Annotated in this window: 11 protein-coding genes; all 11 read right to left on the bottom strand. The window is 63.6% G+C overall.

From position 1 onward, the window contains the following. Positions 1-30 precede the first annotated feature (30 nt). The 11 genes from VN11_RS00055 to dnaA all read right to left on the bottom strand — a co-directional run bounded on the left by VN11_RS00055 (position 31) and on the right by dnaA (position 13,046). Positions 31-444, bottom strand: a complete 414-nt coding sequence (locus VN11_RS00055) for an ExbD/TolR family protein (protein WP_004132666.1) — start codon at positions 442-444, stop codon at positions 31-33. A gap of 3 nt (positions 445-447) precedes the next feature. After that, positions 448-873: an ExbD/TolR family protein gene (locus VN11_RS00050; RefSeq protein WP_040006786.1), complete on the bottom strand. Its 426-nt coding sequence runs from the start codon at positions 871-873 to the stop codon at positions 448-450. A 57-nt stretch (positions 874-930) separates the two neighbouring features. Continuing rightward, positions 931-1,692, bottom strand: coding sequence for a TonB-system energizer ExbB (exbB, locus tag VN11_RS00045; protein WP_008265438.1), 762 nt, complete (start codon positions 1,690-1,692; stop codon positions 931-933). 94 nt (positions 1,693-1,786) lie between these two features. After that, a complete protein-coding gene (locus tag VN11_RS00040; protein ID WP_053448359.1) occupies positions 1,787-2,455 on the bottom strand; it encodes an energy transducer TonB in 669 nt (222 codons plus the stop codon). A 143-nt stretch (positions 2,456-2,598) separates the two neighbouring features. After that, positions 2,599-3,789 carry a tetratricopeptide repeat protein gene (locus VN11_RS00035; protein ID WP_053448358.1) on the bottom strand — a complete coding sequence of 397 codons (1,191 nt, stop codon included), beginning with the start codon at positions 3,787-3,789 and terminating at the stop codon, positions 2,599-2,601. Between the two features lie 132 nt (positions 3,790-3,921). After that, positions 3,922-4,728 carry a M48 family metallopeptidase gene (locus VN11_RS00030; protein ID WP_053448357.1) on the bottom strand — a complete coding sequence of 269 codons (807 nt, stop codon included), beginning with the start codon at positions 4,726-4,728 and terminating at the stop codon, positions 3,922-3,924. 71 nt (positions 4,729-4,799) lie between these two features. Continuing rightward, complete coding sequence (locus VN11_RS00025; RefSeq protein ID WP_053448356.1) at positions 4,800-5,645, bottom strand: CPBP family intramembrane glutamic endopeptidase; 846 nt, start codon at positions 5,643-5,645, stop codon at positions 4,800-4,802. A 67-nt stretch (positions 5,646-5,712) separates the two neighbouring features. Further along, the gene (gyrB, locus tag VN11_RS00020) at positions 5,713-8,172 is read right to left on the bottom strand and encodes a DNA topoisomerase (ATP-hydrolyzing) subunit B (RefSeq protein ID WP_053448355.1); all 2,460 of its coding nucleotides are present in this window, start codon (positions 8,170-8,172) and stop codon (positions 5,713-5,715) included. A 112-nt stretch (positions 8,173-8,284) separates the two neighbouring features. Beyond that, positions 8,285-9,379 carry a DNA replication/repair protein RecF gene (gene recF / locus VN11_RS00015; protein ID WP_053448354.1) on the bottom strand — a complete coding sequence of 365 codons (1,095 nt, stop codon included), beginning with the start codon at positions 9,377-9,379 and terminating at the stop codon, positions 8,285-8,287. Positions 9,380-10,338: 959 nt separating this feature from the next. Continuing rightward, positions 10,339-11,439, bottom strand: a complete 1,101-nt coding sequence (gene dnaN / locus VN11_RS00010) for a DNA polymerase III subunit beta (protein ID WP_005411731.1) — start codon at positions 11,437-11,439, stop codon at positions 10,339-10,341. A gap of 275 nt (positions 11,440-11,714) precedes the next feature. Then, positions 11,715-13,046: a chromosomal replication initiator protein DnaA gene (gene dnaA, locus VN11_RS00005; RefSeq protein ID WP_005411730.1), complete on the bottom strand. Its 1,332-nt coding sequence runs from the start codon at positions 13,044-13,046 to the stop codon at positions 11,715-11,717. Positions 13,047-13,172: the final 126 nt, after the last annotated feature.

Raw genomic sequence — 13,172 nt, 5'->3', positions numbered from 1 at the left:
CGTCATGACTGTTGTGTTGCGGCGTAGCGATTACTGCTGCACAAAACCGATCTTCTTCATCTGAGCATTCTTCGCGGCGGCCAGGACCTTGGCCATCACGTCGTACTCGGAATCCGGGCTGGCGTCGATGCGCAGTTCCGGCTGGTTGGTCGGGTCACGCTGGACCTCCTGCTCCATCCGCTGCTGCAGCTCGCTCGCATTGATCGGGCTGTTGTTCCACGAGACCTGGTTGCTGGCGTCGATCTTCAGTTCGATCGGCGGCGGCGGTTCGACCAGCTGCGGCGGTGGGTTGAGCACGCGCTGCGGCAGGTCCACGGCGATCGGGTACGTCATGATCGGCGCGGTCACGATGAAGATGATCAGCAGAACCAGCATCACGTCCACGAGGGGCGTGACGTTGATGTCTGCCATGGGGCCCTTGCCACCACCACTACTGAATGCCATGGCTTATTGCCCCTTTTCTTTGGTCGCGACGAAGCCGACGTCCAGCATGCCCTGCTCCTGCGCGACCTTGGTCAGGTCGTTGATGACGCGCATCTTGGTGGTGCGGTCACCACGCAGGTTCAGCGGCGGCTGCGGGGTCTGCTGGGCGGCGGTCGCCAAGCGCGACTCGAGAGTCTGCTTGTTGATTTCTTCGTCGTTCCAGTAGATCGAGCCGTCTTCCTTGACTGCCAGGGTGATCGGGCCGGCACGCTTTTCAGCGTCTTCCGGCTTCTGGATCAGGTTGGCTTCCGGCAGATCCACCTTGACCTTGTGGGACATCAGGGGCGCCGTGATGATGAAGATGATCAGCAGCACCAGCATCACGTCCACGAGGGGCGTAACGTTGATGTCGGCCATGGGGCCGCCGCTGTTACCACTACTGAAAGCCATAACGGGCTCCGTCTAGATCGTGTTGACTACGTTCTCGCTGGGTACAGCGCGTCGCAATTAGCGGACGCGCGAACCGGTGGCGAAGAAGTCGTGCAGGTCGTGCGCGAAGGTATCGAACTTGCTGATGGTCGCGCTGTTGACCTTGCTGAAGAAGTTGAAGGCGAACACGGCCGGGATTGCGACGAACAGACCGATCGCGGTCATGATCAGCGCTTCACCCACCGGGCCGGCAACGGCGTCGATCGAAGCGGAGCCGGTGGCACCGATCTTGATCAGCGCGCCGTAGATGCCCCACACGGTACCCAGCAGACCGACGAACGGAGCGGTCGCACCGACGGTCGCCAGCAGGGTCATGCCCGACTGCAGCTTGTTGCTTTCGCGGGTGACGGCCTGGCGCAGGGCGCGGTCGACGAACTCCGAACGGCTCAGGTTCTCACCGACGCCGCCGGTAGCACCGCCTTCAGCGCGCTGGTGGTGGGCAGCTGCCTGGGCAGCGTCCAGGGCGATCTTCGAGAACGGCTCGGATGCCGGCTGTTCTTCCATCGCACGGATGGCGTCCTGTGCGTTCGGGGTGTCCCAGAACAGGCTGACGACGCGATCAGCGGCGCTCTTCAGACGGACCGAACGGAAGATGTTGATGACGGTCCAGTACCAGGACATGGCCGACATCACGATCAGGGTCAGCAGCACGACCCAGGAAACCGCGAAATCACCCGGCTTGGTGGTCATTTCGTGGATCAGGTGCTCGAAGCCCATCTGCGACAGGGCGTTGGACGGATTGCCCCCGGCAGCAGCGGCGATGAAAAGTTCCTGCAGCATGACGCTTACCTTTGTTGTGTGTGGTGATAAAGGGTGTAGCTAAGCTAAACAATCGAACCGTGGGCGGGGGGTGGCCAGGCGGCCACCCGGCCCATCAGTTCAGCGCAAAGTTGACCGGGACGCGAACGCGACCTGCCGCCTTCTTACCGCCAGATTCAGCGGCGTTGAAGCGCCACTTGCGAGCTGCTTCCATCGCAGCACGGTCCAGGTCGCGGTTACGGCTGGACTTTTCCACCGTGACATTGGTGACGTTGCCGCTGGCATCGACATCAATGATCAGGATCACTTCGCCCTGGATACCGGCGCGGAAGGCTGCCGGCGGATAGCGCGGCGGATTCATGGCCTTCGACGAGATGTCCACGCTGGCCTCGATCGTGCTCGGCGGCGACGGCGGCGACGGCGGCGACGGCGGGGTGACGATGTCGTTCGGGCGCGGTTCCGGCACGTCCACGACCGGCGCCTGCGGCGGCGGCGGGACCGGCGACGGCTTCGGCGGCGACAGATTCTTCACCGGCGGCGGCGGAGTATCGGTCGGCGGCGGCGGCGGCGGCGGCGGGGGCGGCGGCGGCGGCGCATCGACGATGGTCACCATGACGTTGCGCTCCTTCTCCGCAACGGCCTTGGGAGCCACGGCGGGAATGAGGAGCATCATGAAGGCGGCCAGATGCAGGGCAATTACAAACGCGATGCCGACGATGCGAGGCCAGCTCAGCCCCTTGTCATCGGGTTGTTCGTACCGGTGAACGACTAGTTGTTCCGTCATGCGCCAAGAGCTCAATAGTGGGGCCGGGATGCCGGGGGCGGAATCCCTGATCAGCGGTGCATGACACCGCAGGAACCTCCAAGCTTATACCAATCCTGAGCGCCTGCGCATCAACTGAGCAGGCATTCAGGCGTTATTCCTACTTACTTCAGGTTGATGATTTTTTTGGCATCAGCCTGGTTCTTCACACCCTTCGCCAGCGCCTGCTGGGCGGCCTGCTTGGCCTCCGGGATGCGACCTTCGGCATGCAGGACGCGTGCCAGGTTCAGGTAGGTCTCACCGTCCTTGGAGAGCGGGGCGGCCTTCTGCCACGCATCGATCGCCTGCGGCACCTGGTCGGAGTAGTAGTAGGACTGGGCCAGCGCCAGGTAGACCTGGTAGTCCGGCTTCAGGATGCCCTTCTGCAACCCTTCGTTGATGACCGCGATGACGTCCTTTTCCTTGTGCTCGGTGTTGGCATAGATCGAGTACAGCTGCTTGTACTCGCGCTCGTCGGTGAGCTGGCCGCTGCTGCGCAGCTTGTCCATCACCGCAGCCGCCTTGTCCATCTGGTCGGCCTGCATGTACATGCTGGCCAGGTTCAGCTGGGTCTTCTTGTCGTTCGGGTTCTTGGCCGCCAGTGCTTCGGCCTCCTTGACCGCCTCACCGGACTGGCCGGCTTCGGACAGGGCCGCCATCAGCAGCTGGTTCCAGTTGTCCTTCGGCTCGGTGGCGCCGGCGATGGCCTGCTTCAGCACCGGGATCGCTTCCTGGTAGCGCTCCAGCTGGTACAGCGCCTGGCCCTTGGCGATCAGCTCTTCCGGCTTGGTCGACTTGCTCTCGGCGAAGTACTTGTCGAGGGTGGCCAGGCCTTCGGCGGTCTTGTCTTCCTGCAGCTGCAGCTGGCCCAGCATCAGCATCGACTGGAAGTGGCCGTTGTTGTCCAGGCCGTTGAACTGCAGGACCTGCTTCAGGTAGGCGATCGCCGCCGGGGTATCGTCGGTCTGGTAGGCGGCCTGCGAGGCCAGCTGCGCGGCCAGCGACTTGTCGTACTCGTTCGAGGCACTGTCGGCCAGGATCGCGTCAGCCTGCGTGCGCGTCTCCGGGAACTTTTCCTTGTTGTAGCTGTCGATCATTTTCTGCAGCTTGCTGCCCATCTTGGCCGAGGCCTTGACGGTCGGCTCCTCGCGGGTCGCGTTCGGGTACAGCGCCTCGGACTTGGCCTGCTTGCTGCCGCCACGGTTGCCACGCTCGGACGAACGCGAGGACTGCGCGAAGGCATCGGTGACCACGGCGCCGGTCAGGGCGGTCGCGACGAGGACGGAAAGCACAGCTTTGTGGTTACGGAAAATCATCGTTCACCTCGATCGAACCGCCGGTTAGCGGCAAAGTCGGACTGTCAGAAAAATCTGAGCCGCCAAACGTATCAGAAACAGATGGCGTGAGAAATCGTTTTATGTGCTGCAATACAGCATAGAACTGCGCACTCATCCGCACTTTGGCCGCAGTCCAGCCGCCTGCGCCTGCTGGTAGACCGGCGTCAGCGCCGGTGCATCGCGTCGCAGCTCCTGGATCCGGTTGGCCGGGTCGGGGTGGGTGGACAGCCATTGCGGGCTGCGACCGCCACTGGCGGCCATCATGTTCTGCCACAGGTCGACCGCCTGCGCCGGGTTGAAACCGGCCTGGGCCATCAGCCGCTGGCCGATCACGTCGGCCTCGCTCTCCTGGGTGCGCGAGCCCGGCAGCAGGAAGGCGGTCTGGGCGCCCATCCCACCCAGCTGGTTCACGGTGCTGGCCGCGCCCTCACCGTAGGCGGCCCCGGCCAGTGCGCCGAGCACGGCCAGGCCGGTCTGCGCGCCCATCTGGCGGGTAATGCGCTCTTCGTGGTGGCGCGCGATGACGTGGCCGATTTCATGGCCGATCACGGCAGCCAGCTGGTCCTGGTTCTTCGCCACGGTGAAGATGCCCGTGTTCACGCCCACCTTGCCACCGGGCAGTGCGAACGCATTGGGTTCCTTGTCGATGAACACCGCGGCCTCCCACCGTACGCCACGGTATTGAGGCGGCAGCTGCGCGACCAGCGCGTTGACCACGCACTGCACGTAACCGTTCTGGCGGCCGTCGGTGCTGATCTTTTCCTTCTGCTTGGTTTCAGCAAACGCCTGCGCTCCCAACTGGTCCAGCTGGGCCTGGGAGACGCCGCCCACCATCTGCCGGCGCCCGGTCGGGGACGTGGTGGTCGCGCAGGCGCTGACCAGGGTGGTGATGACAAGGGCCAGCAGCAGTTGTTTCATGGAAGCTCCCCCGTGTTCATGTCCGCAGTGTGTAGCGTACCGGCTTAATCTTTCGTCAAGCGGACACGGCGTTACGTTGACCCCAGCAACACCATCGCGGCAAGCGCAACGGCGTTGTTCAATGCATGTGCGGTGATGGCCGCCCACAACGTGCCGGTACGCTGGTAAAGCCAACAGAACGCGGCGCCCATGCCGCCATACACCAGCCACAACTGGAGCATGCCCAGCAGGGAGTTCTTGCTCAGACCCGGCACTTCGTGCACGAGGGCAAATGCCAGGCTGCTGAGGATGATGCCGAGCCAGGGACGTCCCGCCTTCCACAGGCGCCCGAACAGAACGCGGCGGAACAACAGCTCTTCGTAGGCCGGCGCCAGCACCACGGCGAACAGCACGAGGAACAACGGGAAACGCGCAATCGCGTTCTGCATCAGCTCCACGTTGGTCGGCACCGGTTCGATGCCGAACTGCCTGGCCAGGAAGGCGATGCCATTGCTGCCGATCACGATCAGCGCAGCCACCAGCACGGTCCAGCCCCAGGTCGAGGGCCGCCGCAGCGCCTGGCGGGAAGTGGAGCGCTCGTCCGGCGTGGCCGGACGCCGCCAGAAGTACACCACCAGTGCGGCGCCGCCGGTGGCGATCAACGCCATCAGGATCTGCGCCAGTGCACCCGGCTGGCCAACCGCCGCGCTGATCGCGTCGGGCGACAGCCCGCCACCCTGGGCCTCCGCATTGGCACGGCCGACCACGATCGCGCGGTAGAACCCCCAGAACAGCCCGGTGATCAGGCTCAGGCTGAACAGGGTGACGATGGCGATGCCCAGGTCGATGAAGAAACCCGCCAACGGGGAACCGGCGCGCGGCGCGGCCGAGGCCGGCGGAATCGGGGGCGGGGCGGAAACCGGGGCGGAAGCGGACATCAGGTACCTGCGTTCAAGGGTCGAAGGCCGGCGCGCCTCCCCGCGCACCGGCCGTGTCCCGATTGTGTCAGATATCCAGGTTGGCGACCTTCAGCGCGTTGTCCTCGATGAAATCGCGACGCGGTTCAACCACATCGCCCATCAGGGTGCTGAAGATCTGGTCGGCGGCAACGGCATCTTCGATGCGCACCTGCAGCAGCCGACGGGTTTCCGGATTCACGGTGGTGTCCCACAGCTGTTCCGGATTCATTTCACCCAGACCCTTGAATCGCTGGATCTGGCGGCCGCGCTTGGCCTCTTCGAGCAGCCAGTTCTGCGCCTTGGCAAAGCTGTCCACTTCGATCGACTTGGCGCCGCGGGAAATGGTTGCACCTTCGCGGATCAGGCCATGCAGCAGCTTGGAGGCCTGGTGGATCGCGCGCAGTTCACCGCTTTCGAAGGCCGACATCGGCAACACCTGGATGTGCTGCTCGCCCATATGGCGACGGGTCACCAGCACGGCGGCCGGGCGCTCGTCGTTGGCTTCCTGCAGTTCCAGGCTGAAGCGCGGGCTGCCCAGGCTGCCCTGGTTAAGGCGCTTGGCCAGTGCATCCAGGCCTTCGCCTTCGCCGGCAGTGCGCAGGCTGTCCATGTCCATCGGCACGAAATCGACCAGCGCCTCGAGCAGGTTGCGGTCGTAGCGGTGCGCGTTGCGTTCGATCGAATCCAGTGCAGCGGCGTAGGCCAGCAGCAGCTTTTCCAGCGCCAGGCCTTCGATGCCCGGCTCGCCGGCGGCCGGCACCAGCGCCGCGTTTTCCACTGCGCTGCTGGCCAGGTAGCTGTCCAGCGCCGGGTCGTCCTTCAGGTACAGCTCCTGCTTGCCCTGCTTGATCTTGTACAGCGGCGGCAGGCCGATGTAGACATAACCGCGCTCGATCAGCTCCGGCATCTGACGGTAGAAGAACGTCAGCAGCAGGGTGCGGATGTGCGCGCCGTCGACGTCGGCGTCGGTCATGATGATGATCTTGTGGTAGCGCAGCTTGTCCGGGTTGTACTCGTCACGGCCGATGCCGGTGCCCAGCGCGGTGATCAGCGTACCGACCTGGTCCGACGACAGCATGCGGTCGAAGCGCGCGCGTTCCACGTTGAGGATCTTGCCGCGCAGCGGCAGCACCGCCTGGTTCTTGCGGTTGCGACCCTGCTTGGCCGAGCCACCTGCCGAGTCACCCTCGACGATGAACAGCTCGGACAGCGCCGGATCCTTTTCCTGGCAGTCGGCCAGCTTGCCCGGCAGGCCGGCAATATCCAGCGCGCCCTTGCGGCGGGTCAGGTCGCGGGCCTTGCGCGCGGCTTCGCGTGCACGCGCGGCATCGACGATCTTGCCGGCGATGGCCTTGGCTTCGTTCGGGTTTTCCTGCAGGAACTCTTCCAGGCGCGCACCAAAGGCGTTTTCCACCGCCGGGCGCACGTCGGAGCTGACCAGTTTTTCCTTGGTCTGGCTGGAGAAGCTCGGATCCGGCACCTTCACCGACAGCACCGCGATCATGCCTTCGCGCATGTCGTCGCCGGTCAGGTTGATCTTGGCCTGCTTGGCGATGCCGTTCTGCTCGATGTAGTTGTTGAGCACGCGGGTCAGCGCACCACGGAAGCCGGCGAGGTGGGTACCGCCGTCCTTCTGCGGGATGTTGTTGGTGAAGCAGTACATCGTCTCCTGGTAGGAGTCGGTCCACTGCAGCGCCACGTCCACCACGATGTTGTTGTGCTCGCCGGTGACCGAGATGACGTTCGGGTGCAGCGGGGTCTTCAGCTGCGCCAGATGCTCCACGAAGCTGCGGATGCCGCCTTCGTAGTGGAAGTCGTCGCGACGGCCGTCGCCACGCTCATCGGCAAGGACGATCTTGACGCCGGAATTGAGGAACGACAGTTCACGCAGGCGGCGGGCCAGGATGTCGTAGTGGAATTCCACGTTGTCGTGGAATGCCACGGTCGACGGCCAGAAGCGCACGGTGGTGCCACGTTTGGTGGTGGTTTCCAGCTTGGCCAGTGGGGTCGCGGCCGCACCGTTGCTGAATTCCTGCTGGTAGTGGAAGCCGTTCTGGAACACATCCACCAGCAGCTTCTGCGACAGCGCGTTGACCACGCTGACACCCACGCCGTGCAGGCCGCCGGACACCTTGTAGCTGTTGTCGTCGAACTTGCCGCCTGCGTGCAGCACGGTCATCACGACTTCGGCTGCCGAAACCTCACGGCCCAGCTTGGCGCTCATCTGCTCATGCTTGCCGGTCGGGATACCGCGACCGTTATCGGACACCGAGACCGACCCATCGGTGTGGATCGTCACTGCCACGTGGTCGGCATGGCCAGCCAGTGCTTCGTCGATCGAGTTGTCGACGACCTCGAACACCATGTGGTGCAGGCCGGTGCCATCATGCACATCACCGATGTACATGCCGGGACGCTTGCGGACAGCCTCCAGGCCTTCCAGGGCGGTAATGCTGTTGGCGTCGTAGTTGCCGTTGTTTGCCGGGGTGTTCTGTTCGTCGCTCATTGCGCTTGCCGTAGGCTCCGCAGGTCGGCCACCGCGTGGAGCGATGCGCCGAGAATGAAAGGATTCCAACCCGAATTATACCAGCCGGGGTCGAGCGGCCCTGGTGTGACCACTATGGCACAGCCACGATCTGTGCATGTTCCACGTGGAACCGGGTGATGTCGGCCAGATCCTGCAGTGCCGACGGGGTTTCGGTGGCGGTAATGAAGATCTGCGCCGGGCCATCAAGCAGGCGCTGCAGCACACGCGCCTGGTGGGTGCGGTCCAGCTCCGAGGCCAGGTCGTCGAGTGCGATCACCGGCCACTCGCCGCGCTGTTCCGCATAGTCCTCGGCCTGCGCTAGCAGGCACGCCAGCGCGGTCAGCTTGGCCTGGCCACGTGACAGTGCGTCGCGACCGGGAATGCTGTGGAAATCCACGCTCCAGTCCGCGCGGTGCGGGCCCACCGAGGTGTAGCCGGCCTGGCGGTCCCGCTCCCGGGCCAGAAGCAGGGCGTCGGCCAGAGGAAGTTCGTGGCGACGCCAGCCTGGGCTCAGTTCCAGCCCCTGGATTCCGAGTTGCGGAGCAAGGGTGGCTGCCAACGACACCGTGCGCTGCTGCAGTCTCTCCAGGTAGTGCTGGCGGCGGCTGGTCAGCGGTTCTCCCGCCTCGGCCAGCTCGTGATCCCAGGTATCGAGCATCCGCGACGGCCCGCCCTGTTTGAGCAGCGCATTGCGCTGCTTCAGTGCCCGCGAGTAGCGGCGCCACAAAGCGAGGAAATCAGGTTCCACGTGGAACAGGCCCCAATCGAGGAAGCGACGACGGGGTTCACCTCCACCGCTCACCAGCGCATGACTGCCCGGCTCGAAGGTGACAACCGCCAGCGCCGCACAGAGATTGCCCAGCTGCGCGACGTCCTCTCCGTCCAATCGGCCTTTCCAGTCCTGGCCACTGTGGCGCAGGCCCGCTTTGCGGCGATGCGGCGGGTGATGGGCGCGCTGCTCGTCCCATTCAACGAAGATTTCCAGCGCCTCCTGGCCCTGACGGACCAGGCCATCGCGAACCCGGCCGCGAAAGCTGCGGCCATAAGCCATCAGGTGCAGCGCCTCGAGCACGCTGGTCTTGCCCGCACCGTTGTCGCCGGTCAGCAGGTTCAAGCCCGGCTGCGGCAACAGGTCCACCGCACTGAAGCGACGCAGTTGGTGCAGGGCGAGGCGGCGGATCTGCATGGGGCGCGAAGGACCATCCGCACTGGGCGGTAGAAGGGTGGGTAATCCATCAGCTTACTGCATCGGTCAAGCCGGTCGTGTTGCGGGCACCATCCGCCCCGGAACGCGACGGCTGCCGGCCACTGCTCGCCCGTTTCACGTGGTGTGCGGCTCATGCCTGCGGCCCCGCCGCAATCGGGAAGGGCGCGAATTCCTTCAAATCTGGGCACGGCACCACTACGTAGGCCCACAGATTTCAGCAGTTTCACGGCCATCCAGTGGGAATCGCGGGATGCCTCAACGGCGATGCCAGCGGCAAACCACCCGGATTCCTTCAATTCTGCGGTCCAGGACCCTGGAGGGTTCCACAGAATTCAACGAATTCAGACCGACAGTTCCACGCTATCCACAGCGGGACGGTATGACTTATACACAAGGTATGGGCAATCTGTGGATAAAAAAGCCCTTTTACCGTGCCGGCGAAACTATCCACAGGTTCCCCCCCAGCCCGAAGGCCCTCTATACAGGGGGTTTCATCCTCATAAACCTTTTTAAAATCAAACAGATAAGGCGTTTTTCCACGAAATCTGGCCCTACCATCACCACCATGCTTTAGATTTATACCCAGATTTAGAAGCTAGGCCCAGCCCGATCTGCCTCGAACGGGCCCTGTGGACAGTGGCGTCTGCAGAAACAGGAGTCATTGCTTCGCAGACGATCGCGAGGCCTGCTTCACCTGGGACAAGAAGGCCATTCGACTGAGCATGACGATCCAGCAGCCGGAATCCTGATTGCCTCCAATCCGAGAGCCCACTCGCACCGTCAATGTTGGAACCCAACGACGGGACAGCAGAGGTCCCCGTTCCAAGGCGTCGAATCAGCGCCTGTAGCAGGACGAACACTCATGCTCCACGTGGAACAAAAAAAACGCCCGGGAAAATCCCGGGCGTCATTCGGTTCCACGTGGAACAGCGCTGGTGTCAGAGACGCAGCGGCATCACCACATGACGCGACTTCTCGCTGCTGGATTCACGCACCAGCGCCGAGGAGTTGGAGTCGCGCAGCTGGATGATGACTTCCTCGTCGCGCAGCGCCGAGAGGGCATCCAGCAGGTAGTTCACGTTGAAGCCGATGGCCAGGTCGCTGACCGTGGTGTCGGCTTCGATCTCTTCCTGGGCTTCTTCCTGTTCCGGGTTGTGCGCGCTGATCTTCAGGTTGCCCGGCGAGACTTCCACGCGGATACCGCGGTACTTCTCGTTGGACAGGATCGCGGCACGCTGCAGCGAGGCACGCAGGGCTTCACGGTCAACCTTCACTTCGCGGTCGGCCCCGATCGGGATGACAGCCTCGTAATCCGGGAAACGGCCGTCGATCAGCTTCGAGGTGAAAGTGACATCGTCGCGCTTGACGCGCACGTGGCTGCGGCCGACTTCCAGCTCGATCTCGCGATCACCGCTTTCCAGCAGGCGCTGCAGTTCGGTCACGCCCTTGCGCGGCACGATGATCTGGCGCTTGGACCCGCTGGGCTTGGCCAGATCGGTTTCACACAGCGCCAGGCGATGACCGTCCGTGGCGACGGTACGCAGGGCGTCACCGCGCAGATCGAACAGCAGGCCGTTGAGGTAGTAGCGCACATCCTGCTGGGCCATCGCGAACGCGGTGCGTTCGATCAGCTCCTTCAGGGTAGCTTCGCCGATGGCTACGCGCTCGGTGGCTTCCACTTCGTCCACCGACGGGAAGTCGTTGGAGGGCAGGGTTGCCAGGGTGAAGCGACTGCGACCGGCCTGCACGGTGATCTTGTCACCGGTCTGCGAGACGGTGATCCGGCTGCCATCGGGCAGGGCGCGGATGATCTCGAACAGCTTGCGGGCGGGAATGGTGGTTTCGCCGTCCTGCGCATCTTCAACCGCGATCCGCGACACCATCTCCACTTCCAGGTCGGTACCGGTCAGCGACAGCTGGCCGTTCTGCACCTGGACCAGGAAATTGGCCAGAACCGGAAGGGTCTGGCGGCGTTCGACCACGTTGACGACCTGTGCCAACGGCTTGAGAAAGGCTTCGCGCTGCAGTGTGAAACGCATGTGGTTCCGTGCCCCTATGCTTTAAAAAATGTGGAATAAATCAAAAGCTTGGTGGTGCTGGTAGAGACAGAATCGCTGGAAAACAACGCTAAGTCTTTGTAAATAAAAGAATTTCAGACATCGAAACCCTCTGTATTACCGACCCCCAGGGGGTGGGGAAAGCTGTGGATAGAATCGGCGCGATTTCAGACGCCATTTTTATCCACAACGTGTCCCGCGCTTGCTACCGGATTCTGCACCGTTTTGTGCGATGACGCCTCATCGGCATCCGTGCATCATTCGCTCAGCTTCCGGATCAGCTTGTCCCAGTCCTCGCGGAGCTTGCCGTCGGTTTCCATCAGGGTCCGGATCTGGCGGCAGGCATGCAGCACCGTGGTGTGATCGCGACCGGCAAAGGCATCGCCGATCTCGGGCAGGCTGTGCTCGGTCAGTTCCTTGGTCAGGGCCATGGCGACCTGGCGCGGGCGGGCCAGCGAGCGGGTCCGACGCTTCGACAGCAGATCCTTGATCTGCAGGCCGTAGTAGTCGGCAACGGTTTTCTGGATGTTGGGAATGCTGATCGCCTGCTGCTGGGCACGCAGCAGGTCGCGCAGGGTTTCCTGGGCGAATTCGGTGGTGATCGCGCGGCCGGTGAAATTGGCGCGCGCGGTCAGGGTATTGAGCGCGCCTTCGAGGTCGCGCACGTTGGAGCGCATCTTCTTGGCGATCAGGAACGCAACGTCATCGGGAATCTCGGCACCGCGTTCGCGCGCCTTGGCCAGCACGATCGCGGCACGGGTCTCGAAGTCCGGCGGTTCGATCGCGACCGACAGGCCCCAGGCAAGCCGCGACTTCAGACGCGCTTCCAGGCCTTCGACTTCGCGCGGATAGCGGTCGCAGGTCAGGATGATCTGCTGCTTGCCATCGAACAGCGCGTTGAAGGTGTGGAAGAACTCTTCCTGGGTGCGGTCCTTGCCGGCGAAGAACTGGATGTCATCGATCAGCAGCGCGTCCACCTGCTGGAACTGGCGCTTGAACTGATCCATGGTCTTTTCCTGCAGGGCCCGGATCATCGCGCTGAAGAACTGCTCCGAACGCAGGTACAGCACCTTCGCCCCCGGGTTGGCCTGGCGCATGGCGTTGCCGGCGGCGAACATCAGGTGAGTCTTGCCCAGGCCGGTGCCTCCGTACAGCAGCAGCGGGTTGTGCGCACGGTCGCCCGGCTTCTGCGCCGCCTGGAAGGCAGCGGCCAGGCCCAGCTGGTTGCTGCGGCCTTCGACGAAGTTGGCGAAGGTGTAGTGGTTGTCCAGGTTGCCGGCGAACGGTACCTGCGGTTCGCTGGAGACGTGCGCCGACGGCGTGGAAACCGGCGCGTTCTGCGCCTCCACCGGGCGTGGGCGCGAGCCGATTTCAAGAAAAACGTCGCTGAAACCGGCGAAATGAGCCAGCAGTTCGCGGATCCGGGCCAGGTACAGCTCGCGGACCTGGTCGACGATGAAGGCATTCGGTGCATACAGCACCAGGCTGTCCACGCGCAGATCGGCCTGCAGCGGCTTCAACCAGGTATGAACGTCTTCCGGCGGGAACTCCGCTTCGAGGCGCTCGAGACTACGGGACCAAGCATCCATCAGCAATAATCGTCCGGTGGCCGGGGCGTGGACGCGACAAGGCGCCCAAACACAGGCCGGAAAGGGGGGAAATGGATGGCTCAGACTACCACCGAGCGCCCGCCTTCGGAATGCTTGTCCCCTACT

This window comes from Stenotrophomonas maltophilia, assembly GCF_001274595.1.
Lineage (GTDB): Bacteria > Pseudomonadota > Gammaproteobacteria > Xanthomonadales > Xanthomonadaceae > Stenotrophomonas > Stenotrophomonas forensis.
This window is presented reverse-complemented; position numbering and strand designations above follow the sequence as displayed.

Bases quoted from the DNA above. Each gene is read 5' to 3' on its own strand.
- VN11_RS00050 (WP_040006786.1), bottom strand. From the start codon at position 873: ATGGCTTTCAGTAGTGGTAACAGCGGCGGCCCCATGGCCGACATCAAC.
- dnaA (WP_005411730.1), bottom strand. From the start codon at position 13,046: ATGGATGCTTGGTCCCGTAGTCTCGAGCGCCTCGAAGCGGAGTTCCCG.
- recF (WP_053448354.1), bottom strand. From the start codon at position 9,379: ATGCAGATCCGCCGCCTCGCCCTGCACCAACTGCGTCGCTTCAGTGCG.
- VN11_RS00055 (WP_004132666.1), bottom strand. From the start codon at position 444: ATGGCATTCAGTAGTGGTGGTGGCAAGGGCCCCATGGCAGACATCAAC.
- VN11_RS00030 (WP_053448357.1), bottom strand. From the start codon at position 4,728: ATGAAACAACTGCTGCTGGCCCTTGTCATCACCACCCTGGTCAGCGCC.
- VN11_RS00035 (WP_053448358.1), bottom strand. From the start codon at position 3,789: ATGATTTTCCGTAACCACAAAGCTGTGCTTTCCGTCCTCGTCGCGACC.
- VN11_RS00025 (WP_053448356.1), bottom strand. From the start codon at position 5,645: ATGTCCGCTTCCGCCCCGGTTTCCGCCCCGCCCCCGATTCCGCCGGCC.
- dnaN (WP_005411731.1), bottom strand. From the start codon at position 11,439: ATGCGTTTCACACTGCAGCGCGAAGCCTTTCTCAAGCCGTTGGCACAG.
- gyrB (WP_053448355.1), bottom strand. From the start codon at position 8,172: ATGAGCGACGAACAGAACACCCCGGCAAACAACGGCAACTACGACGCC.
- VN11_RS00040 (WP_053448359.1), bottom strand. From the start codon at position 2,455: ATGACGGAACAACTAGTCGTTCACCGGTACGAACAACCCGATGACAAG.
- exbB (WP_008265438.1), bottom strand. From the start codon at position 1,692: ATGCTGCAGGAACTTTTCATCGCCGCTGCTGCCGGGGGCAATCCGTCC.